The sequence below is a fragment of the Streptomyces sp. NPDC002577 genome (assembly GCF_053594815.1).
Genome location: NZ_JBSFWK010000078.1, coordinates 1 through 25,819, shown reverse-complemented (window position 1 = coordinate 25,819; position 25,819 = coordinate 1). Strand labels below are relative to the sequence as shown.

The 25,819-nt window shown below is 65.6% G+C and carries 21 protein-coding genes and 2 pseudogenes; 14 read left to right on the top strand and 9 right to left on the bottom strand.

Features of this window, described 5'->3' with window-relative positions:
- The first annotated feature begins 340 nt into the window (after positions 1 to 340).
- Complete coding sequence (locus ACWD4J_RS43105; protein ID WP_451401021.1) at positions 341 to 730, top strand: ISL3 family transposase; 390 nt, start codon at positions 341 to 343, stop codon at positions 728 to 730.
- A 214-nt stretch (positions 731 to 944) separates the two neighbouring features.
- On the opposite strand, the gene ACWD4J_RS43100 is transcribed toward ACWD4J_RS43105, so the two are convergent.
- Both ACWD4J_RS43100 and ACWD4J_RS43095 read right to left on the bottom strand, forming a co-directional pair.
- Positions 945 to 2,306: a hypothetical protein gene (locus tag ACWD4J_RS43100; protein ID WP_451401020.1), complete on the bottom strand. Its 1,362-nt coding sequence runs from the start codon at positions 2,304 to 2,306 to the stop codon at positions 945 to 947.
- Between the two features lie 58 nt (positions 2,307 to 2,364).
- Complete coding sequence (locus ACWD4J_RS43095; protein WP_451401019.1) at positions 2,365 to 2,556, bottom strand: helix-turn-helix domain-containing protein; 192 nt, start codon at positions 2,554 to 2,556, stop codon at positions 2,365 to 2,367.
- A gap of 47 nt (positions 2,557 to 2,603) precedes the next feature.
- Here ACWD4J_RS43095 and ACWD4J_RS43090 point away from each other — a divergent pair, with 47 nt between their 5' ends.
- The 3 genes from ACWD4J_RS43090 (at position 2,604) to ACWD4J_RS43080 (ending at position 4,494) form a co-directional block, all read left to right on the top strand.
- A complete protein-coding gene (locus ACWD4J_RS43090; protein ID WP_451401018.1) occupies positions 2,604 to 2,927 on the top strand; it encodes a hypothetical protein in 324 nt (107 codons plus the stop codon).
- Positions 2,928 to 3,099: 172 nt separating this feature from the next.
- Entirely contained in the window at positions 3,100 to 3,618 is a 519-nt protein-coding gene (locus ACWD4J_RS43085; RefSeq protein WP_388589425.1) for a TIR domain-containing protein, read from the top strand.
- A 21-nt stretch (positions 3,619 to 3,639) separates the two neighbouring features.
- Positions 3,640 to 4,494, top strand: a complete 855-nt coding sequence (locus ACWD4J_RS43080) for a macro domain-containing protein (protein ID WP_451401017.1) — start codon at positions 3,640 to 3,642, stop codon at positions 4,492 to 4,494.
- Positions 4,495 to 4,696: 202 nt separating this feature from the next.
- Here ACWD4J_RS43080 and ACWD4J_RS43075 read toward each other — a convergent pair whose 3' ends face one another.
- The 3 genes from ACWD4J_RS43075 to ACWD4J_RS43065 form a co-directional block, all read right to left on the bottom strand.
- Positions 4,697 to 5,365 carry a hypothetical protein gene (locus ACWD4J_RS43075; protein ID WP_451401016.1) on the bottom strand — a complete coding sequence of 223 codons (669 nt, stop codon included), beginning with the start codon at positions 5,363 to 5,365 and terminating at the stop codon, positions 4,697 to 4,699.
- Positions 5,362 to 8,766: a CHAT domain-containing protein gene (locus tag ACWD4J_RS43070; protein WP_451401015.1), complete on the bottom strand. Its 3,405-nt coding sequence runs from the start codon at positions 8,764 to 8,766 to the stop codon at positions 5,362 to 5,364. Before ACWD4J_RS43070 ends, ACWD4J_RS43075 begins: the two co-directional genes overlap by 4 nt.
- Positions 8,767 to 9,465: 699 nt before the next feature.
- Positions 9,466 to 9,603: a hypothetical protein gene (locus ACWD4J_RS43065; RefSeq protein ID WP_451401014.1), complete on the bottom strand. Its 138-nt coding sequence runs from the start codon at positions 9,601 to 9,603 to the stop codon at positions 9,466 to 9,468.
- Positions 9,604 to 9,627: 24 nt separating this feature from the next.
- Between ACWD4J_RS43065 and ACWD4J_RS43060 the strand changes: the two genes are divergently transcribed.
- The 4 genes from ACWD4J_RS43060 to ACWD4J_RS43045 all read left to right on the top strand — a co-directional run bounded on the left by ACWD4J_RS43060 (position 9,628) and on the right by ACWD4J_RS43045 (position 17,399).
- Positions 9,628 to 13,980 carry an AAA domain-containing protein gene (locus ACWD4J_RS43060; RefSeq protein WP_451401013.1) on the top strand — a complete coding sequence of 1,451 codons (4,353 nt, stop codon included), beginning with the start codon at positions 9,628 to 9,630 and terminating at the stop codon, positions 13,978 to 13,980.
- Positions 13,977 to 14,819, top strand: coding sequence for a hypothetical protein (locus ACWD4J_RS43055; protein WP_451401012.1), 843 nt, complete (start codon positions 13,977 to 13,979; stop codon positions 14,817 to 14,819). The genes ACWD4J_RS43060 and ACWD4J_RS43055 overlap by 4 nt, the downstream gene beginning before the upstream one ends.
- Positions 14,820 to 14,901: 82 nt before the next feature.
- Positions 14,902 to 16,245, top strand: coding sequence for a hypothetical protein (locus tag ACWD4J_RS43050; protein WP_451401011.1), 1,344 nt, complete (start codon positions 14,902 to 14,904; stop codon positions 16,243 to 16,245).
- 266 nt (positions 16,246 to 16,511) lie between these two features.
- A complete protein-coding gene (locus tag ACWD4J_RS43045; RefSeq protein ID WP_451401010.1) occupies positions 16,512 to 17,399 on the top strand; it encodes an HNH endonuclease in 888 nt (295 codons plus the stop codon).
- A gap of 218 nt (positions 17,400 to 17,617) precedes the next feature.
- On the opposite strand, the pseudogene ACWD4J_RS43040 reads toward ACWD4J_RS43045, so the two are convergent.
- Positions 17,618 to 18,614, bottom strand: a pseudogene (locus ACWD4J_RS43040) (site-specific integrase); the annotation flags it as partial.
- Positions 18,615 to 18,782: 168 nt separating this feature from the next.
- Here ACWD4J_RS43040 and ACWD4J_RS43035 point away from each other — a divergent pair.
- The 3 genes from ACWD4J_RS43035 to ACWD4J_RS43025 all read left to right on the top strand — a co-directional run bounded on the left by ACWD4J_RS43035 (position 18,783) and on the right by ACWD4J_RS43025 (position 20,491).
- Positions 18,783 to 19,250 (top strand): hypothetical protein, encoded by a 468-nt coding sequence (locus ACWD4J_RS43035; RefSeq protein ID WP_451401009.1) that lies wholly within the window; start codon positions 18,783 to 18,785, stop codon positions 19,248 to 19,250.
- A 312-nt stretch (positions 19,251 to 19,562) separates the two neighbouring features.
- The gene (locus tag ACWD4J_RS43030; protein ID WP_451401008.1) at positions 19,563 to 20,021 is read left to right on the top strand and encodes a tetratricopeptide repeat protein; all 459 of its coding nucleotides are present in this window, start codon (positions 19,563 to 19,565) and stop codon (positions 20,019 to 20,021) included.
- A gap of 74 nt (positions 20,022 to 20,095) precedes the next feature.
- Positions 20,096 to 20,491, top strand: a complete 396-nt coding sequence (locus ACWD4J_RS43025) for a GIY-YIG nuclease family protein (protein ID WP_451401007.1) — start codon at positions 20,096 to 20,098, stop codon at positions 20,489 to 20,491.
- Positions 20,492 to 20,804: 313 nt separating this feature from the next.
- On the opposite strand, the gene ACWD4J_RS43020 is transcribed toward ACWD4J_RS43025, so the two are convergent.
- From ACWD4J_RS43020 to ACWD4J_RS43010, 3 genes are all read right to left on the bottom strand, one after another.
- Positions 20,805 to 21,446: a site-specific integrase gene (locus ACWD4J_RS43020; protein WP_451401006.1), complete on the bottom strand. Its 642-nt coding sequence runs from the start codon at positions 21,444 to 21,446 to the stop codon at positions 20,805 to 20,807.
- A gap of 305 nt (positions 21,447 to 21,751) precedes the next feature.
- On the bottom strand, positions 21,752 to 21,904 hold the full coding sequence (locus tag ACWD4J_RS43015; protein ID WP_451401005.1) for a hypothetical protein: 153 nt from the start codon (positions 21,902 to 21,904) through the stop codon (positions 21,752 to 21,754).
- A gap of 502 nt (positions 21,905 to 22,406) precedes the next feature.
- Positions 22,407 to 23,228, bottom strand: a complete 822-nt coding sequence (locus ACWD4J_RS43010; RefSeq protein ID WP_451401004.1) for a helix-turn-helix transcriptional regulator — start codon at positions 23,226 to 23,228, stop codon at positions 22,407 to 22,409.
- Between the two features lie 218 nt (positions 23,229 to 23,446).
- Between ACWD4J_RS43010 and ACWD4J_RS43005 the strand changes: the two genes are divergently transcribed.
- From ACWD4J_RS43005 to ACWD4J_RS42995, 3 genes and pseudogenes are all read left to right on the top strand, one after another.
- Entirely contained in the window at positions 23,447 to 24,184 is a 738-nt protein-coding gene (locus ACWD4J_RS43005) for an SDR family oxidoreductase (protein ID WP_451401003.1), read from the top strand.
- A gap of 274 nt (positions 24,185 to 24,458) precedes the next feature.
- Entirely contained in the window at positions 24,459 to 25,535 is a 1,077-nt protein-coding gene (locus ACWD4J_RS43000; RefSeq protein ID WP_451401002.1) for an ISAs1 family transposase, read from the top strand.
- A gap of 6 nt (positions 25,536 to 25,541) precedes the next feature.
- Positions 25,542 to 25,637 (top strand): annotated as a pseudogene (locus ACWD4J_RS42995) (GNAT family N-acetyltransferase); the annotation flags it as partial.
- Between the last annotated feature and the right edge of the window lie 182 nt (positions 25,638 to 25,819).

Here is a 25,819-nt window from a genome sequence, read left to right as displayed (position 1 = left end):
AGCAGGCCACCGGCATCGGACCGGCACGTTCCGGCTTCGCCCACACCATCAGGCGACACCAGAACCACACATAGACTCACGAACCGCCCACTCAGAACCGCCCACGTTTGCCAACGGGTCTCGTGGTGGGCACGCAGTGCGACCCGAACTGGTCCTGGAACCGGACCGATGCCCAAGTACTCGGCGTCCTCGCACAACTTACGTATCGCTGCGTTCGCCTTCTCTCGTTGTCGCAAGGCGAGTTGGGAACGAATGCGTCGGAACATGAGTTGAGGATGCCACCGCAAGGTGGGCCACGAAGCGGCAATGATCACGATCGTCACCCGGCCAGAGCCGGCACCTGACCCGGGACCGGTGGCACACCGGGTTCGTCGACGCGCTGGGCCACGGCGGGCTCCTCGGCCAGGTCGAGGGCCACACCATCGCCGACGTCCTGGCATGGCTGCCCACCACGCCGCTGACCTGGCGCAACAACATCCGCCATGTCGCCATCGACATGTCGGCCACCTACCGCGCCGCGATCCGCACCGGCCTGCCCGACGCCACCGTCGTGGTCGACCACTTCCACTTCGTCCAGCTCGCCAACAAGATGCTCCACATGGTCCGGCGTCGCACCACCACCGAAACCCGCGGACGGCGCGGACGCGCCAGCGACCCGGAATGGAAGGCGAGACGGCGTCTGCTGCGCAACCGCGAGGACCTCACCGATGAGCAGTTCGCGAAGATGTAGAACCCGCTGCTGGCCGAGGGGAAGATCGGCCGCATCCTGCTGACGGCGTGGATCGCCAAGGAGTCCCTGCGCAACCTCCTCGCTCTGGCCCGCACTGGCGCCGACCGCCACCGCATCGGTCACGCGCGGTGGAAGTTTCTGACCCGGTGCGCGGACACCAATATCCCCGAAGTCCGCCAGCTCGCCGTCACCGTCGACCGTCTGCGAAGCGGATTCAGAACGCCCACACCTCTTGGTCCTCGAGGTGACTCGGTACCTCGTAGCCGCGCGCAGCCGGATGGAATTGCAGAATTTGCCGCAACGTTACCACTGCTCGGTAGGCATTACGCATGAGCTTAATCTGCTCCTTGAACAGCGTAATGTCGTACTCGTCGGGCCTGATCGAGTGGGCATTCGGGTTCCGCTTCTTGCGGACATCCTTCAGCGTCTTGATGGCGTGCTCGATGAGTTCGGTGTCCGAGGTCCTGAACTTCAGCTTGATCCACTCATCAAGAATTCGGATGGTTCCGCGTTGCGTGACGACAATGCGGCCCTTCTTGTCTGGCAGTTCGTCCTCGTAAGGAACCTCGTCCTGGAAGAAGTCCCGGTTGATGTTGTCTGAGAGCATCTTGTCGAGGACGCCAGCAAAGTTAGCCAGCTCGCGACCCGTTGGACGGATGAGGTAGCCGAAGTCATTCGGTCGGTTCTCGATATAGGTGTTCCGGAAGAGTGCTGGCCGCCCGATGTGCTGACAGAGAGCGTTGACCTGCTCCATCTCCTCCAGGAATGCCCTGAAGAGTGAAAGCTTCTCGTGCCACTCTCCCAGGATGCTCGACCGCCAGTAATCCGGGTGCGGAACAAACTTGTCCCTGTCGTCTTCCTGCTTGGCCTTCCAAATCTGCTGATGTTCGGGCGAAAGCGATGACAAGTACCGGCGAAACACGACGACGCCCCATCCGTGGTCCTTCGATAGTGCTAGGCCGAACGACTGGAGTAGCACCTGATCCCGCTCCGCCATCGTCGACTGACCAAAGTGGTCGTCGTGGATACTGATCATGCCGCTGATGTCGAAGTTGTAGTAGTAGCGAGGATCGTTACGGTACGACTCCAGGATTGAGAGATCGAAGAAGTGGTGCCCAAGGGTGGGATATCCGAGTGCGAGTTCAAGGCTGTACGGCCGGCTTCGGTATGCCTCTCGGTCCACAACTTTTTCAAGATGTCCTACCGTGGGGTAGAGACACGCTCCAGCCAAATCATTGGTTGCCAGCTTTTCAAGCTGCTGCTCTCGCGGTTCCGGCTCGAACGCCAAGATATGCGGATTGGGATGCCGGTCACCGTAGTTGACGTAAAGAGCACCTGCCTCGATCAGCGGGCGCAGGAGCGCTCGTAGACCGTCCGTGTCCATGTCGAGGGCATGTACGGGCAGACCATTGAAATCGAGTGACTTCATGTAGAAGTCGGTGGCCAGATTCAGAAGATGTTCTGAGGCCGCCTTCTCGCCGGACGATGACTTCCGAAGAATTTTCGAGAAGGCAGATATTGCCGATCTGAAGATCACGGGCACCTCAAGCGTTGGCGCGTAGGCAGAGCCGTCCAAGAGATGACGGCCCCCGGAAATTCTACTGCGCCAGAGGCGGCACGATGCCAGCGTATTTTCAGGAGGCTGAGGTTGGAGCGCCGCCACTGTCTGCGCCTCCCGGCGCCTTCAGCCCCGCCGGATCCACACCGAGCGCCTCGGCCAACTTCAGGATGCTGTGCAGGCTCACGTTGCGCTGACCGCGCTCGACTTTCCCAATGAACGTCCAGTGCAAGTTGCCGTGAACGGCAAGGCACAGAACATCCGCCACAGTGTCCGCAAGGAGGGCCAGGTCTTCACCGTGAGCCTCGGGGCGACGTGAAGACCGGGGAGTCGGTCATCGTGTCGTCTACCTGCCGCGTGCTCGTCCAACAGCACGGACATGGCCTGCACCTCGACCTCGCCCAGCCGACCAAGGACTTCAGGGCTGAGCTTTGGTACGGCGATTGCGGTATCCGCTACATGAACGTCTTGGGCTACCTCTCTGGTCCTCGTCAGCCGCGGTACACGCAGCTCGCCGCATCGGATTCGTCACCGAACGTCGAAGTTGCCTACGAGGGGTGGACGTTCCCCAAGGGTGGCGTGGCGCTCTCTTGGGTGTTGGAGCGGGAGATGAGCACGGTCACCAGTCGACAGAAGTGATCACAATCAGTCAGAAGGAAGGGTGGTCTACTCCTTTTGTCTGCCCCAAGCCTGACGGAGCGTGAGGGATTGTCAGTCCGTGGGGCTACCGTGTGCTTGGCGACCGAAGTTCCAGACGTGCAGCGGTCGTTGAGTGCTGCACGTCGTTCTCTGAGACCCTGAAGGGGTTCATGTGGCCTACCGCAACAAGACCTATGTCGCTTTCGCCAGCGAGGACATCCGCTCCTACTACCTGATGAAGGCGTGGCGCGAGAACGAGCACATCGAGTTCGATTTCTTCGACGCGCACGACATCAATACGGCGTTGGACACAAGCCAGCCGGAAACGATCCGTCGTCGCCTTGGCGAGCGGCTCTCAAACACTAAGCAGACCGTCGTGCTCTTGAGTGGTACCACCAAGCCGAAGGCCGGCAGGTCGTCGAGCTTCCTGTACTACGAGATCGAGGCGATCAAGCGGCGTAACCTGCCGGTAGTCTTTGTTAATCTCGATCAGGCACGGACTGTTCAGTCCGCTAAGATCCCGACCACTCTGACAGATCACTACTCGATGAACGTGTCCTTCCAGCCCGCAATTATTAAGTACGCCCTGGATGACTACGTGGAGAGGTTCAACAAAAACCTGGTTGCTGCTAGCCCCCTTACGGGGCCTTACCAGTACAAGGCGCACGTCTACACCGACCTTGGATTGTAAGCAGTGCGACACAGTTTCAGATTGCTGTTTGGCACCCAACGCGGACTTTCGCTTCTCGCTCGAAACGCGTTGGGTGCCTTCGGTTTGGCCTCCGGCCTCCTGCAAGTGGCGCTGGCCCTGTGGGCAAGCATCAAGCTTACGAGCCACGATCGGTGGGTGCTGCTGCTTTCGTTGCTGGGATTCTCGCTTGTGTTCGGTCTTATCCGCGCGTGGCCGCGGCGTGAGGCAAGCCGAGAGTTTGGCAGCCCGGACATCACGGTGCGGGTTATGGTCGGAGACCTCTTTAAGCAGCAAACGCATCTCGTGATTGGTTTTAATGATCTCTTTGACACCGACACGACGAACAATGTGGTGATCAACCAGACGAGCGTCCAAGGTCAGTTCCAGGATCGAATCTACGGAAACGATCTGGTGCGACTCGATGCCGAGCTGGCGGCCACGCTCGCAGCGGAGGTTGTCACCGAGACCGAAGACATCTCGGTCAAGCCTGTCGGGAAGCGTGATCGCTATCCGATCGGTACCGTTGCCGTACTTGGTGATCCTGCTCGGCATTTTTTCTGCGTTGCCTATTCCAAAATGGAGAACAACCTCATTGCTAACTCGAACGTAGACTTCTTGTGGCAGAGCCTTGGAGCCGTGTGGGAAGCCGCCTACGTCCGAGGTCAGCGAAAAGAGATTTCGATCCCGATTGTTGGATCCGAGCTGGCGCGCGTCGCTTGCCTCAATCGAGAGAGTCTGCTCAAGATGATTCTGCTATCTTTTGTGGCTCGCTCACGACAAAGCGTCATTTGCAAGCAACTCACTATTGTTATCCACCCCAAGGACTACTACCACATCAACATGCTAGAGGTGGCGGCTTTCTTGAGGACTTTGTAGCCGCTCTAGCATTGAAATATTGGCTACGTGCGTCGGGTCAGTCCTTACGGCGTGGTCTTCGGACGCCTCCCGCCTCAGCTCGTAGTAGCTGCTTCAGTTTCAGTTAGGGTCTCGTCCGAGGTGGCCTCTTCGGTGGCCTTGGACCCCAAGATTCCTGCAATAGCGGCTCGCCGTGCGCATTCCGTTGACGGATGTGGCGGGGTCACCTCGCCAGCACAATGGCGTGTGGCGACGGTGCGAGCCGTGCCCGGTAGCGGCGGATCCCCCAGCTGCGGTGCTCCAGCTCTGCCGCCACCAGCACCTCGGCCGTGTTCAGTCGGTCGGGCACGAGTTCCACCAGCGCGGCCACCGGGTGGTCGCCGACCAACGGGAAGCTCTTGACTCGGCGAAACTCCCACTGCGGGTTCGGCTGGGACGCGCCGTGGCCGCGGACGATCCACTCGTCCCTCTCCGACCCCGCGCCCGGTGGCTTCTCCACGCCCACGTCCAGCACACCTGCCTTGACCGTGAAGTTCATGCCCATGCCGGAGCCGACGACCGGGCGGGTGCGCTCGCCGGGGTCGATCAGCCGCGCGACGGGCCGTGCCTGGCCATCCGGCGTGGACAGTGCCACCCCCAGGGAGGCGTGGCGGAACGCGCCTTTGCCGGTCGGTGTCTCCGGACGGAACGAGCACACCATCAGCAGCTGCCGGAACTCGCGTTCGGGCGTTGCCTTGACGTAGGACGCCCACTCTGCGGGCACGCCCTCGTGGTCGGCAGGCAGCACGTCCCAGCCGAACGTGAGCCTGCCGCGCAGCGGCTCGTCGTCGGCCGGGCTCCCGAGCGTGCGCTCCGGCACGAGCTCGACCTCGTGCAACCAGACCTCAGTCATGCCATGGCTCCCTTGCTCCGACCATGCAGGTAGGTGAACGCTCCCCAGTCACGGTAGTGGGGATGCCGGGCACGGGTGGCGAGTTGGGCCTGGCGGAAGGCGGGCTCGGGGTCCGTGCCGTGAGCGATCCGATGGTGCATGTGGTGGTAGAAGTACGTGGCCGGCTCGGGGCGTACGGGCCACAGACACCCGACGACGGCCTGCGCGCCAGCGGTGATCAGTGCCGACGGGATGCCACGGACGTTGTCCGCGCTGTCGAACCGGCCCAGCGCGGACTCGCATGCGGCGAGCGTGACCAGGCGGACGCCGCGCAGGTCGGCTTCGAGAAAGTCGTAGGCGAAGACCCGGCCGTCGTCGTCACGGTCCGGAGTGAGGTAAAGACAGTGCATCCACGGCGCGTCCTGGTCCAGCCTCCCGTGTACGGCGATGTGGACCACGTCCGCCATAGTCAGTTCGGCGAGCAGCCTGTCACGCGTGGCCGCAGGCCCGGTGACGGCATCCGTGCCGACCGCGTCGGCGACCTGCCGCGCGTGCTCTTCCAACGCCGGTTCGGCGTACAGCCCGTAGGGCACGCCGCCGTCGGCGGAGGCCAGCACCGCGGTACGGCGCGGCCGTACGGGGCCTGCTGTGGGCGTCAGGGCCTCGAGGCCGACGATGGTGGTGACCGTCCAGTCGTCGGCGATCATCCGGTCTCCGGTGCGGCACAGCGGTAGCGGCAGGTAGTGCAGCGCGCCGTGCGGCCATGCCAGGATGCGGTCCTTGCCCTGGGCCCGCCATTTGTCCCACAGTTCGCCGGCGCCGAGTGGTATGTCGCCTGGCTGCCGCAGCAGTTGGCTGCCTTCCGGTGTCACGTCGCCGAACAGCGGGTCGCGTTGGACCTCCGTCCGGATCGCCTCGACCCGGTCCGCCACCGGGTGCCGGTCGTTGTTCTCGTCCGCGCCGTCGCCCAAGTGCACGGCCAGGGACCGGCCCTGCCTGGTGACCGCGAGAAGCACGGCCGCGCCGCTCACAGCGGCGGGCAGGAACCAGGTGAGCAGTACGGTCCGGTCGTCGAGCAGTTCGTGCGTCTTCGCCCAGAGGTGCTGGTCGTCGATGAGCGGTGCCGAGCGGCGGCTCAACTCGTGGTCGATGAGCGACGAGATGTGCCACCGCAGGTTCCGGGCGATCTGCTGGGTGTCGTGGCCGCCGGGACGGCGGTCGGAGTCCAGTGCGTTCAGCAGGTGCGGCGACGCACCGGACGCACCATGGACGGCGGCGGGCTTCTCCAGGTCGCGCAGCTTGCCGAGAAAGTGCTGGATGTACGTAGGCAGCGCGAGCGGGCCGTCGATCCGCCCCCATGCGCCCAGCTCCGGTCCCTTGCCCGCCTGGTGCAAACCGAGCATCAGCCCCATCGGCAGCCTCTCGGATTCCAACGTGAGCTGCCAGACCGCCGAGTGCACGACGTCGCGCAGTACGCCGCCGAGTTCGGGCGCGCGGCTCGTGTCGAAGTTCGGCACGTTCAGGGTGATCGCGAACAGCGCTGCCTTGAGTTCGTCGCCACGGAGGTTGCCCATATGTTGCGCGAACGGCACCAGGCTCGCCCGCGCCAGTTCCTCGAAGCCAAGCGAGGCGTAGGTGTGTGCCGCGTACGCGTAGCGATCCCAAGGGAACGGGCCAAGACCGGAGACCGTCTCGCCCTTCTTGGCCGACTGGTAGTACAGATCCGCTACCAAGAGCCTGAACTCTTCGCTGCGTACATCGCCCGCCTGCCGCAGGAGAGTGATCCCCAGCGCAGGCCGGCCCCGGTCGCGGGCATGTGCGGCTGTATGCAGCAGCGCCGCCGACCGCTGTGTCGGGGTCCAGGATTCCGGGAACGACGTCGCGAGGGCATGGTCGGGCCCCGGGCAGTCGGTGGGGTCGTCGGGCAGCACGTGAAGCCGTGCCTCGATCAACTGCCTGCGGTGGGCGGGGCCCCAGCGGACCCCGAGCCGCTCTGCCCAGTCCAGCACGGTGCGCAGCAGCGGCCGGTCGGCGTGTTCCCGGGCCAGGTTGACGCCCTGGCTGATCACCTTCGCGGTTACGTTGCTGCCATGGGCGGCGACGAAATCGGCCAGGGGCGCCCCGAACACCGCCCTGGGCAACCCGTCGACCAGGGCCGGGGGAATCCCGTCCATCACCCTGAGCAGAAACAGGGCGACATCCAGATCGTCGGCGGTTGACAAGTCGAGCCATGCCGACAACGCGGCGTCGGCGGCATCTCGATCAACTCCCTCCTCGTCCGCGAGGATCTGCGCCAACGACGCCTGGAGCCGGACCTTTTGCGTCCCACCGTCAAGTTCCAGAGCGCGCAGCACCAGATGTCCCGCCTCCGTCACCAGCCGGTGGGACTCGACCTGGAAGGGCTCCTCGTCGGTGAACCACGTGCGGTACAGGTCAGCCTCCAGCCGAGCGGACCAGACGGTGCGTATCCCCCGGGCGTAGTGGTCGGCGGCCAAGTCCTCCGCTCCCCGAGTGGCCATCCGCAACCGGGCGGCGGCCAGCAACCCGGCTTCCAGTTCGGCGGGATCGCTCAGCTTGTCGATCAGCCGTGACACCACCGCGTCGGTTTCCTCGAACACCGCGCGATCACACCGGTCCGCCACCAGGTCGACGGCCGACTCGACAGTCCGGAGCGCCGCGTCCCGCCAGGCGGCCTCCGCCCCACAGGCGTCGGCGACCTCGGCAACCAGCCTCCAGTAGACGTACATGAGCTCGACCAGACCGCGGTGATCGTGGAACTCGTCCCGGAAAAGCAGTTCCACCATCGTCTCGGCGGGCACTTGGTCCGCGCGTTCCGCCAAGGCTTGTCGCGTCTGCTCCAGTTCGCGCGCCTGTTGCTTCGCCTGGGACAGCGAAAGGATCCGGTCGCACACGTGATGTGCAAGCTCCATCAGCGTGCCGACGGGGTCGATGAAGAACCTGACCGTCGGCGGGCCATCCTCTTCATCACGCGATTCGTAGGCCGGCTCTCCGAAGCGCACAGAGCCGGCGCACACCATCCCCTGCCGCGTTTCGAAGTCGATCGCGCCGATCGGATCATCCATGACAGGCAGCACGTGGGAGACGACCAGCATGACCGAACCCGAGGCGGTCGCCGTCTCCCGCCAGCCAGGCGGCTCTTCCAGGCGGAGGTCATGCACAAAGTACGCGCCATCTGGGCTGAAGACGGAGAGCACGCCTCCGTCAGCCTGCGTGACACACCACTTGTGATCGACGGGGTGACTGAAGGGCAGTTCGTTCAACGAGAGGAGCACCGGGAGGCCCCACCAACTGTTCGCGCGAGTGAACAGGCTGCCTCCGGTCCCGTCACCGGCGGTGAACGGGCTGATGCCGGCCAGTCCTACCGCCAGTCCGGCACGCCAGACACCATCCACCTCCACCATGAACGCCCACCCAGTGATGTCCCGCGACAGCCTCACGCCGTTCCCCCCGCGCCAACCGGTCATCAACGGATTCAACAATGGCACGGCCCTGGTCGGACCCGCTTGCTCCCCGGACCCAGGATGAAGATCTCGAGTGCGGCAGCATGCCCGCCAACGCCCATGTACTAAGCCGCGTACTCGATCGCCGACACCGGCAGACATCTGTGCCGGGTCCGCCTGTGGGGCCACCGCGTAGGCTTCCGAGCAGTAACCGGTATTCGCCGGCTGTCATGACGTGGGCACTCCGCGCTTCGGCTACCAAGCCGGACGTCCGGTTTGCACCGGAACCGGTCATCATTCGCCGTAGCCTCAACCCTTCGTTCGCATACCCGCAGCACCTCGGATTTCAAGCCGGTGCCGGTATCTTCCGTCAGCCTCTCCACAGTGCCTCCCACCTGCGTAGAGACCCCTGACGGAAGGACCGCGGAGCGCGCCCAACCAGCCCCTTCGGCACGCCCGGGAACAGCCCATTCAACGACGTGCGCGGCGCCGAATCCGTGAGACAGATCCGGTCATCCTGCCCCGGGCTCATTGTTGTGCTCTCAACCGACCCTCATCCTGAAACGTTCGTCAGCAGCCGAGAGGAGAACGGTGAACGATCCGCGACGCCATGCGAGTGACCCCGACGTCATCGGGCAAACAGCAGGGCTGGTCAATTTCCTACGCGACATGGTCCACAGCGGCCACCAGCGACAGCGTGACGACCGCAGCCGGGAACGCCTGTGGCTGGCCGGGCTGCCGGAACCCGTCCACAGGCCGACACCGCGCCCTGATGGCGTGCTGCTGACGCTCGACCATGTACCACAGAGTGCGCCGCCAGACTTGCCCGATTCGCTCGACGGCTGGGTCGAGCCGACGCGCTGCCTGGATCCCGACGCAGGTGATCCGCCTCTTGCGGAAGAGGGGCCGGGGGGCGAGCTCGTACGCGTCACGGACGAGAGGGAGCAGCCGGCGGAGGAAGGCTCCCTACGCCGTGAAGAGGCCGGTGACGTGCTGCGGGCCTACGGAACATGGCTGGATCGCTGGCGCCGGTGGGCGGCGCGGGAGCGCGCGGAACGACCGCTCCGCGAGCTCTACGACCGGCTGTACGCGTGGCACCAAAAGCTGGCCCGGGAGGACGACCAGACGGAACTCGTTCTGGGCATAGGGCTGTTGACCTGGGTCGCCCCGGACGGCGACGTAGTGCACCGCCATCTGTTTGCCCATCGGGTAGAGACATCGGTGGATCGCCGCACGGCGCGGCTTACGGTACAACTGTCGCCAGAGAGCGCCCTGCGTCTCGAAGACCAGGACTTTCTGGACAGCGACGATGGATGGGTACGCGAGCGCGGGGCCGCTCTCTCGGAGGAGATCACAGCTCGCGGGATGGATCCGCTGGGACCTGAGGCACTGGAGCAGCTCGCGCAGTGGCAGGAGCGGGCAACCACTCGGCCCATGGGCTTCAGCGCAGCGTGGGAGCCACCCCGCGCACCTGAGCTGGGGGCGCGTCTCACCTACGCACCGGCCCTGGTCCTGCGACCGCGCAACCTCAACTCCCTGCTGCGGTTCTACGACCAGATCGCCGAGACGGTGGCCTCGGAGAGCCGGGCACCACTCGGCCTCGCCCAGATGGCGATGACCATCGAGACGGCCGACCGTACCGCCTGGGACGGGGCCCGGAGGGCGCCACTCTTCGGCGACGACCCCCTCTTCCCGGGCAAGACGAATGCTCAACAGCGCAGCGTGCTGGGGCGCCTGGAGCACGACACCGGAGTGGTGGTTCAGGGGCCGCCGGGAACGGGCAAGACCCACACAATCGCCAACCTTGTCTCGGCACTGCTCGCACAGGGCCAGCGGGTACTCGTCACCAGCGCCCGCGACCAGCCTCTCACCGTGTTGCGGGACAAACTTCCTCAAGCAGTAAGGGACTTGTGCGTCCTACTCCTCAGCTCCACTCGCCACGACGGCGAGAGCGAGGGCGAGCTGGAGCGCACCATCAACGCGCTCACCGACCAGGTGGCCGCAAGCGACCCTACCGAACTACGCGCTGAGATCCGCCGCCTCACCGGCGAGCGGGACGAGACACGGGGACGGATCGAGACGCTCACGGAGCAGGTAATCTCACTCCGGGAGGCCGAGTACCGGCATCGGAGCGTGGCACCGGGATACGCAGGAACGCTCGCCGAGATCGTGGAGCGGGTCCATGCCGGTGCCGAAGAGTTCGGATGGATCGGCCGCCTGCCCGATACCGCCGAGGACGTCCCGCCGCTGACCTCCGAGCAGGCCCACGAACTGCTCGTCCTGGTCCGTGACGGCGCGGGTGAACCGCGGGTCAGCAGCGCGCTTCCCGTGCCTGCCGATCTTCCTTCGCGCCAGCAAGTTGCGGACGTATTCGCAGCCAGCCGCCTCAGTGATGAGGGTCTGTCCGCAGAGGCCGTCGAGGTCCGGAACGTACTTGCCCATCTCGACGTGTCCGTGACCTCCGAACTGGCGTCGCTGCTCGATGCCTGCGAGACGGCCCTTCATCACCTCGGAATGCCTGCCGACGCCACACGCTGGGATACCGGTTCCTGGATCACCCGGGCGCTGACGGACCGGCTCTGCCGATCCGACCTCGGACTGTGGCAGCGGGTGGCCGCCGTCACCGACGACATCCGCGAGGTCGCGGGGAACGTGGATGCGCTGGGTCTGCGTCTGGTGACCATGCCCGAGGACCTGACGGCCCAGAAGGCAGGCCAGCTGACAACCGCCGGTGTCGCTCTCCGGGACCACCTGGCCACAGGCAAGACCCTGCGGTCCCGGTTTCCGGGCAAAGCACAGAAGAACGCACAGGAGTTGCTGGACTGCTGCGCTGTCGACGGCCGTACACCGCAAACGACTGAGGATCTGGACGCCGTACTGGCCCACCTCCGGGCGCACTCCGCTCTCGCCGGGGCGGCCACGCGCTGGCAGCAGGTGAACGCCGCCGTCCCGCCGGGGGACGTGGAGGTGCGGCTGGCCGAACTGACCGCACGCGCCGAGCGCCTTGAGCACATACAGGCATTCGGCTCGGCCAGGGACCGCGTCGACGCGCTTCTCGTGCGTCACGGGGTACGGCTGACGATCGGCTCCTGCCAGGCGTGGCAGGACTTCAACACCGGTGTCGCCGCGCTCCGTGGCCGACGGGCCGCCGACGAGGCCATTGCGCAGTTGGCCGCGTGGGACGAACTCCTTCGTACCCCCGTCAGCGGCACGCAGCTGGCCACGGAGTCCATCGCCCTGGTACAGGCTCTCCGCGACCAGGATGTGGAGGCTTATGCCGAGGCCCTGGAGGCACTGGCGGCCGCACACCGGCGGGAGCACCGCACGCGTCGGTGCGCCGAACTGCTGGGCGCCCTGCGCGCCGGCCACTCCCTGCTTGCGGGCCGCCTCCTCGACAACGCCGCCGACCCCAAGTGGGAGGAGCGGCTGGGCTCCCTGCAGCGGGCATGGGCATGGGCGAAGGCGTCACAGTTCCTGGAAAGGCAGCGCACGCCCGGCCTGGAGCGCAAGCTCGAAGGCGATCTGAGCGAGCACGAAGACCGGTTGGAGCAGGTGACCGGTGAACTCGCTGCAGCCTGGGGGCGGTTGCACTGCCTGGAGCGGATGACGCAGCAACAGCGCTCGGCGCTCCAGGCGTACCGGACGCACATGGCGTCCCTCGGCAAGGGCAAGGGCAAGAACACGGGCCTCTTCAGAGCCGCTGCACGCGATGCGATGTCCGTGGCCCAGGACGCGGTGCCTGCGTGGGTCATGCCCATCCCCCAAGTCGCCGAGATGGTGCAGGCGAGGCGGGATGCCTTCGACGTCGTCATCGTGGACGAGGCCAGTCAGGCGGGCATGGACGCACTGTTCCTCCTGTGGCTGGCTCCCCGCGTGATCGTCGTCGGTGACGACAAACAGTGCGCGCCCGCCCTCACACGCAACGGCCGTCACCAAGCCATCCAGGACAAGCTGGCCGCCCATCTGCCGGACATGCCCAGCCGGCTGCGCCAGCTCTACACGCCGCACACCAACCTGTACCAGTTGCTGTCCACCTTCTTCCCGCAGGTGATCCGCCTCGAAGAGCACTTCCGCTGCGTGCCGGAGATCATCAACTGGTCCTCCAACACGTTCTACAACAACAAGCTCCTGCCCCTGCGCCAGTACGACGCCGAACGGCTGGACCCGCTGCGTACCCACTTCGTCGAGGGCGCCGTGGTCGCGGGCCGCGAAAGCCGTGTCCACAACCCCAAGGAGGCCGAGGCGATCGTCGACTGCCTGGCCCGCCTGGCCGAGGACCCTGCCTACCAGGACAAGACCATGGGCGTGATCGTGCTCCAGGGCTTCGGGCAGATCAAGCTCTTGGAGTCCCTCATCGAGCGACTGCCGGCCACCGTGCGCGAGCGCCACCGGATCCGTGTCGGTAACGCGGCCTCGTTCCAGGGCGACGAGCGTCACGTGATCCTGCTGTCCATGGTCGTGACGAACCCGCCGCGGGCAGCGGGCGGGAACAAGAGCGAGCAGCAGGCGTACAACGTCGCCGCCAGCAGGGCCCAGGATCAGATGTGGCTCTTCTATTCGGTCCCGCCGGACCGTCTCAAGCCGCACGACCTGCGGCTCAACCTCCTGACATACATGGATAACCCGCCCGCCGCGCTGGAAGCCGCCGACGACATCGGACCGGTGCTGCCGGACGTCCGTCGGGCTCCCTTCGACTCGCTCTTCGAACAGCAGGTGTATCTGGAGATCAAGAAGCGGGGCTACCACGTGATCCCGCAGTTTCCGGCCGGCAGCAAGCGCATTGACTTGGTGGTCGTGGGAGCACGCGGCCGTCTCGCCGTGGAGTGCGATGGCGACGCCTTCCACCACGCCACGCGGCAGCAGATCGAGAACGACCAGCGGCGGGACCGCGAACTGAAGCGCGTGGGCTGGGAGTTCTGGCGGGTACGGGAGAGCGAATTCCGCTTCGATCCCGACGCGGCGCTCGACGGCCTGTGGGAGGAACTCGACCGCCAGGAGATCCGCCCCGCCAGCTACCCGCGCTCCGCTCCAGCCGCCAAGGCAGCCGGCTCTCAAGCCGAGTGGAAGCCGCTCGACCTCTCCTCGGACGACGGGCTCACCGACGACGAGGACACCCGGGATGAACAGATCGACGACCGAATCGACGACGACACCGCAGAGGACGACGCCGCATGACGCAAGAAGCCGTTCTGGGCCCGCTCGACGGCAACACCTTGAAGGAGCTGGCCCGCGTCATCTGCGGTGACGACCACCTCTACTACCGCAGAGGCTTCGAGATCGCCCAGTTCCTGGAGAACGCCGGGTGGCTCAATGTGCCCGAGTACGACGGCGAGTACCGGGGCGAGTGGACTCTCCAGCTCCTCACTGCTCGTCGTGACAGCCCGACCGAGCTGGAGAAAGTGTTGGTCAGACTCGCAGACGCACGCGAGTACCTCGACGAACCCGGTGTCCTCGCGACCATCGTCAACGCGGTCAACACCTTCCTCGTCCACGAGGGCTTCCGTCTGGAGAATCCGGGCGGCCGACCCCGGATCGTTGCCTGTGACCCGGCTCTGGCACATCCGGGCCAGCAGGCACCGGTCGAGCTCAAGGCCACCATGGCAGAGATCATCCGTGAACCACGGATGGCCGCACTGCTCCAGCGCCGACTTGACGAAGCCCGCACCTGCTTCGCCAACGGCGCTCACATCGCGGCCATCATCATGCTGGGCAGCCTCCTCGAAGGCGTCCTGCTTACGGTGATCGAGGAGCGCGACGCCTCCCTGCTGAGCAACAAGGACCCTAATTTCATCGGCCTCAAGGCCCTCATCGACATCTGCCACCAGGCGGGCTGGATCGACGTCGACATGGAGCGCTTCAGCCAGACGCTTCGCGAGTACCGCAATTTCGTCCACCCACGGCGTGAGTTTCGCGAGGCGCACACTCCCGACCGCGACACGCTCACTGTGTCCTGGTACGTCGTGAACGGCGCCCTCAACGACCTCGCGGCCAGCCAGCCCGAAGCCGACACATAGGCCGTCACGCAAGGAATCTGCGGCGTGGCTGCCGGGCCACAAGTGCTCAATCCAGGCACATCGGATCACGAGGGGGAGCAGATTGAAGATCACGGCAGAAGTGCTGAGGGACCTTGCGGAGCCGTCCAACGTCGCGGTCCACTCGAACACGGAACTGGCCGGGGGCGTGAGTATCGCGGCGGCGGACGACGACAAGCAGAGAGAGGAGAAGGAGCTCGACCGGCTTCGCCGGAAGCCTGGGCTGGACCCCATACCCGCAAAGGATCTTGGCCGACTCGCACAACTCACGCCCTGGGATGTGCTGCACTCTTTTGGACGGGCAATCACCTTGGCACGACGCGGAGCGGGACGCGGCCTCGCCGAGCACTGGGGCTGCCTGAAGTACAACCAAGCTCTGACCGGGAACGCGGACTCCTTCATGGCGCTCTCCACCGAGGGTAAGGAGACCGCGGAGTACTACAAGGCGCTTCAGTCGGGAGAACTCGGCACCGGTTTCGCGCTGGCGCTCGCGACACGGCTCCTAAGCAGGCGCTATCCGAACCATTTCGTTTCGATCGTGCCGGCTGACACAGCTCTGCGCGCAGGGTGGGCCTTGACCAGCAGGGACTCCGGTCCGAAGTCGGGTTACCGATACCGACCGCAGTTCTTCGCCGAGGTATGGAGGCCAGGCGAGCCCTCTCGTGTCTTCCCGATCGCGTGCAAAGGCAACCACAGCGGGCTCTCCGCCTCTCATACTCAGCTTGCCTCGGCTTCCGCCCACGTGGAGGCAGTGCACATCGGAGCCTGGGACGCGACACCGTGTCTGGTGTTCAGCACCGAACTCCCACTCGACGGCCCGCTGACGGTTCACACCCTGGAGGCGGGTGGAGAGGGAGGTTGGCTGGTCGCTCCGGAGCGCGTTCTTGATCACGCGTTGGAAGACGAGAACGTGTATCCCGGCATCCAGCCACCCTCGCAAAACGACAAGCCCGCTGAGCCCGAACCCGGCTATCACGTAAGTCCCGAACTGTACGGGTGGTTTCAACACGTGCTTGCCCGCACAGCCGCAGCCGGCCTTACGGCCTTCGCTGGAGACACAAGTGCGACCGTCCCGTACCTGACGAAACGGCAAGGGCAACGACACTTCGCAGGCTTGACCCATGCGGCCACGGACAGCGTCCAGGACGCACGGCATCGGTTCTTCGGCATCGACTTCGTCGGCACCGACCACGTCTTCCGGCTCAACCGGAAGCGCGTCGAGGCGTTCTCCGGAGTCGCGGTAGATCTCTTCCGCCACCTTGAGGAAGGACGGGTGGAACAGTACCGCCGGGAAATCTACGCCCGCCGGTCCACATGGCCACGCGACATCTGGGCCCCACGCTGGAACGGTCCCATCTCCATCCATCCGGATGGTTCCGTACTGGCTATGCACCTACTGCGCGATTAGTCCACGTCGGACGCGTAGGAACAGGCGTCGCTCGGCCCTTTCATGGACACAGCTCGTGGGTCTTGATCCGGTTCACGGAACAGACTCACGAGCACGGGCACTGGGCTCACGCCTTGGCACCCCGCAGGGCTACGCATCCAACCGTAGAGCCGTCGCCGCGCTCCGGACGCAGCATCAGGGCGTTAGCGCGCCCTGCGCCGACAGGGCAGTGGGACGCGGCGCTCTAGGGAATCCGAAGTGTCAGTGCTCTATGGCACAGTCATGTCATGGCAGAGGAACAAGAGGCCGCCCGGGCAAGGCTGTTGCAGACACTTCGCAAGATGAAGACCTTCGCCACTGGAGGCGACTACTACGCCCTGACTCTTGGAGCCAATCGACGGGGGCACCCCTATTGGGGAAGGCAGACTCATTGGTTTGGGTTTTCCGAGCGGAACCCTCGCTGGGAGATCCGTGCTGCCAGCCTCGTTGCGCCCGAAGCGGTTACCAGCGCCTGGTCTGAGATGGGGCAGGAGTGGGTGTCGGTTCACGACGACGCTGCCTTGGCAGTCTTTCTACGACTGGGCGGGAACGCTCTGGTCACCAAACAGGTTGCTGAAGATCGCCTCCCCGATGTGATTGCCCCTTCAGAGTGCATGCACGATGGATCGGTCGCGGTCGGAGGCTTCGGATTCCTCGGCACGAAGCACCTGCCAGATGATGCCGTGGAACGTCGGGCCCCCAGCCGGAAGCTGCGCATGGAGGTACTCAAGCGCGATGCTTTTAGGTGCGTGGTCTGTGGTCGCAGGGCCCGCGACCACACGGACATCGAACTGCACGTTCACCACCTCGTCCCCTGGCGGATGGCTGGCCCAACCGCGGAGGAGAACCTCGTCACTCTCTGCGGTACCTGCCACAAGGGCCTCGACCCTGACTTCGAGCCAACCCTACGGGAGCTAGCGGGCTTGCCCGGCCCGGCCGCAGGGTTGGACATGGACAACTCAGAGTTCAACGAGGAGGTCGCGCGCTACCGCGACCACGCACGGGAGCTCCTGACCAACCTGCAGCGGTCCGAAGGAAGCGCACACGGCTCCGGAGATAACGAAGTAGGTCCTACGGACGTGCCAGCTGAGAGTCCGGATCAGCCTGCCGCTCCGGAACACATCCAGCACACATGAGACTGGGAAACCTCGCGAACACGTGAGAACTACGAAGGAGTGTTTTCCCAGGCCAGACACCCCAAAGCCGACGTTTCCGCAGGTCACAGCCCCGTCCAAGGAAAACTCCTAAAGCGGGTGTCGCAGGTTCGAATCCTGCCGGGGGCACCAGGCAAAAGGCCCCGGACCGATCATGGTCCGGGGCCTTTGACATCTACTCCTGACATCAACGGCGGCGGTCACTGACGACCGGGGCGCCTCCGGAGCAGCCTGTCCATATGGCTCATGGCCTCGCGCTGAGTGTCCCGGACGACGTGCGTGCAGCCGTCCATGGTGATGCTGATCTGACTGTGCCCGAGGATCTCCATCACGACGCGGGGCGCGACTCCGGCCGCCGTGAGGAGGGTCGCGGTGCCGTGGCGGGCGTCGTGCAGCCGGATGACGCGGAGGCCGGCGGACTGGGCGACACGGGTGAAGGAACGGTAGACGTTCCTCGGCTCGACCGGGCGACCTGTGCGAGTGGTGAAGACGTAGGCCGACTCCCGCCACTGCTCCCCCGCCTTGGCGCGTGCAGCTGACTGACGCATGCGGTGCCAGCGCAGGGGCGCGATGCAGAGGGCGGGCAGCGGGACGGCTCGACGGCGGCGGCTCCTGGGGTCGTCGTCGTACAGGACGCCACGGCGCCGCTGGGTCTGCTGGCGGACGTAGAGGACGCGGTTTTCGAGGTCGAGGTCAGACCAGCGGAGACCGACGATCTCGCCTCGGCGCAGGCCCATGGCGATGGCGAGCACGAAGGCCGCGTAAAGCGGGTCGCGGCGGGACGCGGCGAGGAAGTCGAGCGTCTCGTCTCGACGAGCTTCGCGACGTTGCGCGTGATCAGTTCCTCGCGGCAGGCGGAAGACAGGGCCGAGCGCAGCACCACCGGTGCGCCTCCTTGGCGGTCGCTGCGGTCGTCTCCTTCTCCAGGCGGACGAGGAAACGGCGGACGTCGGCGACGCCGAGGGATTCGAGCCGCTTCGCGCCGAGCATGGGCACCAGGTAGAGCCGTACGTGTGCCTCGTACTTGTCGTACGTGCTGAGCTTGCGTCGAGGCTTGATGACGTTGTCCAGCCAATACGGCAGCCACTCCGAGAGCTTGGCCGACCGGGTCGGAACGGGCACGCCCTGGTCGACCTTGTCGAGTAGCTCACGGTGCTTGGTATCGCACTCGGCCCAGGTCTTGCCGGGAGCGAGCCTCGAAGATCATGGCCCCAACGTCGTGCTGTAACGGGCAGGTCAACAGACTGCCCGACGCGCCGGAAGCTTACGGGGCCGTGATCACTCGCGCCGAAGCAGCTCCCGGCCAAAGTCGCTACGCCAACCGCGCGGTATCGTGCCGCCGTCACGGGAGGCGAGGAGCACACCATGGGCAAGGGCATCGACCAACAGCAGTTCGAGGTTGGCGACGTCTTGCTGGTCAGCTGCCCGTTCGTAGATATGCGAGTCGTCCATGTGACTGCGTTTGACGTCTCGGTCGAGTGGCCATGGGCACAAATTGATCCGGAGTCTGAGATCCAGTGGAACGGTCTCAGGGGAGTCCCGCGTACCACGCGTAACGGTGAGTGGGGCGGGCTCTTTCAAGTCGACGCCCCTGCAGGTCACCTGGAGGTCGGCGGCTCCTGCCTGGTGGGCATCCCCGAGACCGTCGTGCGGATCATCGACATCGGTCGCTTCGACCCACCGGCAGACGTGGGATGGCTTCCAAGACCCCACACCATGTTGATCGTGCTGCCAGTCGATCATCCTCGCCACCCTCACGCAGAGGAGGAAGGCGACACCATCGACCTCGAATCTGCGGCTCCCGTCAAGATCGAGCTGGTATCGCGCGGCTGACGGGACAAGAGGCACACGTGCCCCCTGCGTGCCCGATCCAAGGGCACGGGGCAGAGAACGGCGGGGAGTCACAGGGACCGAACCAGGAAGGCGCAGGTTAACGTCTCGCCAGGTCAGCATCCATCCGCATACGCGATCTTCCAAACTGGTGCTCCAGGCCGCGCGGTGGCGCTGGAGTGACTGAGGCTCCGTCGGTCTCGTGAGTGACTGGCCCTTGAAGCCCATTGCTCCGTGTGCTCACCTTATGCAGTGACTTACGGTTGGAGTAGGCGTTCGCTCCTGCTGCTCTTCGCGGTCTCAGCGGGAGTTCCGGTGGTGCTCGTGCTCGGAGCCGTCACGGGGTGGAGTCATTCGGTGATTGGCGCACCGACCTGGGCGTCGTGGACGATCGCGGTTCTGGCGATCTTCATCGGTTTGCCGATTGCCTGGTTTTCTACCCCGCTGGGTACCAGGAGCGCGACGAACCTCTTACTCAAGGCCTACCGCCGTGACGGACTGGAGTATGTCGAACGGCAGTATTTGTCCAAGTTGGCGCCTTACAGGGCCGGGCTTCAGTTGTTCAACCTCGCGCTCGCCCTCGATCGCGCGGGTGATCAAGATGGCGCCCATGTGGTCTACCGGCACGCGGCGGATTGCGGCTTTCCGCCGGCCATGGTGAGTCTGGCTTACTGTCTGAGCCGACATGGTGAAGATGACGAGGCTCAAGAGTGGTACCGCCGCGCAGCGGAGGCCGGATACTCGCGAGTTGTGCCGGGATCAGGGAACCGCTGAGCAGGAGACGCGTGCTCTTTCGGCGTCAGCCGGTAGTCTGCGGCTCTCTCCGCCGTAGCGCACCTGGAGGCTTCGTGGAAGCTACTGCTCTCACCAGTCCCGACCGACTGTGGTCGGCGCAGGAGATCTGGATGCGCCTGTGCCCTGTTCCAGCGGTGGCGGGGGTCTATGGGTGGCACTTCGAAGAGGCTCCGCACCAGGACGATGCCGGACGCCTGCTCTACGTCGGCATAGCCCCGCGGTTCATGGCGAACCGGACCAGCACGCAGAACCTGCGGAAGCGCGTGGGATATCACCACCGGGGCAACGCGGCCGGATCGACGCTACGGCTAACACTCGGTTGCCTGCTCGGGCTTGAACTGCGCCGCGTGGGCAGCGGCAAGCGCATGACCTTTGGCAAGGCCGGGGAAGCGACCCTCAGCCAGACCAGAACCGCCACAACGCTTTTCACGGCCGCCTCAAGGACTTGAGGGCCGAAGCCCGGCAGCGGGCACGGGAACTTCCCATCGGCGCGTAGGTCAGCGGGTTGACATCACCAGCTGACATCAACGGCGGCAAACGATGGTGCACCGAGACGGCCCCAGCCGGATCGACGAGCGACCACCAAGCCCTGTTTCGCGACGCCGCACCACAGGGGGATCAAACTCCTAAAGCGGGTGTCGCAGGTTCGAATCCTGCCGGGGGCACTGTGTCTGACCAGGCACGGAGCATCAGAAAGGCCCCTCGGAGTCGGTCTCCGAGGGGCCTTTTGATCTTGTGTGGGAACGCCATGGGAACGCGCGGTCAGGCGGCATCCTCCGTGGGAACGTCGCCCTCGCCTTCGGTGGGAGCTTCGGGGGTCTCCCCGTGTTCCTGAGCGACGCCCCGCCGCGCCGGCGACTTGCGCGGAACCAGAGCAAGCGGGGCCTCGGCTTGAGCGTCCTCGAACTGCGGCAGTACCGAGGTGTACGTGCCAGCGGTCAGCGAGTACGAGAAGTGCCCCAGCAGAGTCTGGATGGCCTTCATGTGCAGGCCGGCGGCCAGAGACAGGGTCGCCGCGCAGTGCCGCAGGTCGTGCAGCCGCACCGGCGGCAGGCCGAACGTCTTCATCAGGCGCATGAACACCTGCGACAGATACTCCGGGTGGTACGCGCTTCCGTCGTCCCAGGTGAACACCAGGCCCGTTTGCTTCCAGGCCTTGGCGTTCGCCTCCCAGTCGGCACGCTCTTTGTCCTGCCGCTCGCGCCACAGTTCCAGCAGCTTCCGCGTCTCCGAGTCCAGCTTGATCGTGCGCTCGCCGCTCTCGCTCTTGGGGGTGTCCTCCCATACGTCGTACGAAGAGGCCACCAGCTGCTCGCTGATGTGCACGGTGCCCAGCGCCAGGTCGGTTTCGGCCCATGGGAGGCCGACGGCCTCGCCGCGGCGCAGGCTGCGCGAGCGGATCACCGCTACCTTGCAGACATGACCATCTCGGCCGACCCCTCCCACTCGGTCCTGTTGGAGGCCTGCGCTGCAGCGGGATTCGACGCGGCGGCCGCCGAGCCGGTTCGCATCGCCGAGAACGAAATATGGCGCCTAGCACCATCCCCGCTGCGTTCGGGAACAGTACGTCCTTCAACACGGACAGAACCCCCATGTCCAGGGCATTCCCGCCGCCAAACACGGAGCGTGAACTACACGATCGTGACTGTCCTGCGACGCCGAACCTTGAGCGTGTGCCAGCGAAAGATGAGCAGAGACGAGCGCACGAGTCACTGGTCCTTCATCAGGAGATGCAGCAATGTCACAACACTGATTCCGACCAATAGCGCGGCGCCGAACGACGGGTGCGCGAGGGCCGCGTACACCGTGCCGCAACCGACGAGCGCGAGCAGTACCGTCCGCTGATCTGTCTGACCGTTCATGGGTGAGACCCCTCCCGTGTGCGCCGTGATCAGCCTGGGCGACCTTCTTCTATCCGGGTGCTGGTGCATCCACTGGATACAACGACTGGAATCCGGGCAGAATTACCAACCTAAAATCTACTTTTTGCGATCTTGTGGTATCTTTTCCGGCTGCAGGATTGAGGCCTGATGGGGCCGGAACGTACAGAGGTGCAGGCCAGGCCGACGGTCGAGGGTGCCTTCGACGCTCTCACTGACAGGGCTGATGCGTTCTCAGGTGGCGAGATGAAGGGTCACCGGGTTCGGTGGGACGGGAGTCAACCTCGTCGTGCCTCACCGGGGTCGCGCCCGCCCCGGAGCCAACAGAGAAGTAACCGTGTGCAGCTCGGCATCGATGAGTGGCTGGGCCCCCACGTGTCACCCGCGGTGGGGCGGCCCCGCTTCTTCAGGAACTGCTCGGCGCGCGGCCGCTGGCCCTCCGCCGCCGTACCGTGAGCGCTGATAGCGCCGCCCACCTCCTCGTTCATTCGCTGGTTACGGCTACGCCCTCATCGGGCGGTTCGTTGCTGAAGTAGACGACCAGCGTCTGCTCCGGCTGTTCGGCCAGGTGAAAAGCGGTGTACGCATAATCGATCGCTCCCCGTTGCGGGTGTCGTAGCCGTTTCCGACCGCTGTGCCGGGCCTGCACCTCGTACTGCGGCCACCACTCCCGCACCTCCGAGCTGCCCTCGTTCAGGTCCTCGATCAATCGGGTGTACCGCGGGTCGCCGGAATGGCGTGTCTCTAGCGTGCGAAGTCGGCCGAGCAGGCCGCGTGCCTCGGTTTCCCAGTCGACCAGAACGTCCCGGGCCACCGGTTCGAGAAACACCCAGCGGACGAAGTTGGCGGGCCGGTCCGCCTCAGCGATGAGCCTCGGGAACAACTCGTCGGCTGCCTGGTTGTGACTGAGGACGTCATAGTTGCCGCCGATGATGTACGCCGGGTTCGGCTGGAGCAACAGTGGGACGGCCCCCGCCTCGGCCGTGAGCGGCTCGCGTTCCTCGGCTTCGGCCGCAGGCGCGTGACCGGCAAGCTGGAGAAGATGATCGCGCTCGTGCCGGTCCAGCCGCAGCGCCGCGGCGAGGGCGTTGAGCACCTGTTCGGAGACGCCGATCTCCCGCCCCTGCTCCAGGTACGTGTACCAGGTGGCGCTGATCCCGGCCAGCAGTGCCAGTTCCTCTCGGCGAAGTCCCGGAGTCCGACGGCGGCCGGTGCGGGGCAGGCCCACCTCGTCAGGGGTCAGGCGCTCTCTCCGGCTGCGGAGGAATTCACTCAGCTGACGGCGTTGGTCCGGCTGCGTGGGCATGAGGGTGGTGTCTCCAGTTCCAGAATAAATACGTTCTGGATACCAGGCTAAGCCCGGCGGAGACTGGTGTGCGAGCACGGGCCGAGGCACTGCCGACGGCCTCACACGGTCACACCGGCACCCGGCCGTCCAGTGCGCAACGGCTTCCGCCACGCTCCTACAGGACCCGCTGCCGCTCGGCACCCCGGCCCCGGTGCCCAGGATGGAGAGGGCAACTCATGTCCGGAATCAAGGGCAAAGTGGTGGCGATCACGGGAGCCAGCAGCGGCATCGGCGAGGCAACCGCGCTGCTGCTCGCCGAACGCGGCGCGCGACTCGTCCTCGGCGCACGCCGGTCCGAACGCCTGGCGGAACTGGTGGCCCGGATCGAGAAGGCAGGTGGCACGGCCGTGAAGATCCGCACCGACGTGACCCGGCGGCACGACCTGCAGGCCCTGGTCGCGCTGGCCAGTGAGTGCTTCGGCCGACTCGACGTACTCGTCAGCAACGCCGGAGTCGGCACCATCTCGCCTCTCGACGATCTGCGCGTCGACGAGTGGGACCACATGGTCGACGTCAACGTGAAGGGCGTCCTGCACGGGATCGGCGCCGCGCTGCCGGTCTTCCGGGCGCAGGGAACCGGCCACTTCATCACCACCGCCTCCACGGCCGCGTTTCGCATCGTGCCGACCATGGCCGTCTACGCCGGCACCAAGTTCGCGGTCCGGGCCATCTGCGAAGGTCTGCGCCAGGAAGCCGGCGACTCCCTGCGGGTGACCACCGTCTCACCTGGTGCGACTGCGACCGACTTCGCCGAGGCGTCAACCAACAGCCAGGTCAGAGCGGAGATCACGAAGATGCGGGACGACGTCGCGATCCCGCCCGACGCGATCGCCCGGGCCATCGCTTTCGCGATCGAACAGCCTGCCGCGGTCGACGTGAACGAGATCGTCGTCCGGCCCACCGCCCAGAGCTGACCTCCCTCGCCCTTCCGGTGCGGACACCCGCACCCGCCGGGCTGTTCCACGGGTCACATGGCAACACAGGCCCGCTGGCCGGTGGGGTGGGTGGCATGCCCGAGTGGAAACGACGGACGCGACGCCAGATGATCAAGGTTGCTGAGACCGAGGATCGACCTGGAGCCGCGTCCGCGTGCAACCTTCCCTGATCAGCGTCCTCACGCGCCACTTCGAGGATGCAGCCGCGCCATGTCCACCCACGGACCCCTCTGAACTGGCCACGTTGACCGAGGTGTTCGACCGTCTCCCCGATCCACGCCGGGTACGAGGACGGCGCTACCGGCTCGGCTCACTGCTGGGGCTGTGCCTGGTCGCCGTGCTCGGTGGCGCACGGTCGCTTGCGCAGATCGCCCGCTTCGCGGCCGACGCGGCGCCTGAGGTGCACGACCAGCTGGGGCTCAACCGGGCCACCCCGAACGCCTCCGCCCTCGGACGCCTGCTGGCGCGGCTGGACGGGAACACGGTCGATAATGCGGTGGGCGCCTGGCTGGCCCGCCGCGCCACCGACCCGGTCGACGAACCCGACCGGCTGACCGGGCTTGCCGTCGACGGCAAGACAGTCCGCGGATCGCGCACCGACGGCCACGCCGTGCACCTGCTGGCCGCAGCCCTCCACGACAGCCAGACCGTCATCGCCCAGCGCCAGGTCGCAGCCAAGAGCAACGAAATCCCCGCCTTCACCCCGCTGCTGGAGAATCTGGACCTGCGCGGCGTCGTCGTCACCGCCGACGCCATGCACACCCAGCGCGAGCACGCCCACCACATCGTCGCGGCTGGCGGCCACTCTCTGCTGGTGGTCAAGGGCAACCAGCAGAAGCTCCGCAAACAGATCAAACGCCTGCCCTGGAGCGAGATCCCGCTGCAGGGCCGCGCCACCACAACCGGCCACGGACGGCGTGAGATCCGCCGGCTCAAGGCATGCACCGTCGCGCCCGGACTGCGCTTCCCGCACGCCGTCCAGGCCATACAGATCAAACGCCGCCGCGTGAATCACCAGACCGGCAGGGTCCAGACGAAGACCGTCTACGCCGTTACCAGCCTCACCCCAGAGCAGGCAGGCCCCGCACGTCTGGCCGAACTCGTCCAGGACCACTGGTCCGTGGAAGCCCTACACCACGTGCGAGACGTCACCTACGGCGAAGACGCCTCCCGGATCCGCACCGGCACAGCACCTCGCCTCATGGCCACCCTGCGCAACCTCGCCACCGGCCTGATGCGCCAGGCCGGCTGGCACAACATCGCCGCCGCAACCCATCACTACCGGTCGCGCCCCGAGCACGCCCTCACACTCCTCAAAATCACATCCTGAGAACGCATCCGCCCTGCTCTCACTGACATCTACAAACACTACGTACGTGAGACGCCCATCACATTCGATACCGCCGTCTTCACTCCCGAAGAGCGCCGCCCTTGACTGCTCTCCCACCCTGAAGACGGGTATTGCGGCCGAGTTTTCCAACCAGCACGCTCAATCTTCGGTGGCGCAAACTCGCGACCGTCAAGGTTCCCTACGTTCTTCTCCGGGACCGGGCGAGCCCTTCGTATGGTTGGTCCGCCCAGGGGCGTCGGGTGTGGCTTTCAAGGTTCTGCCGC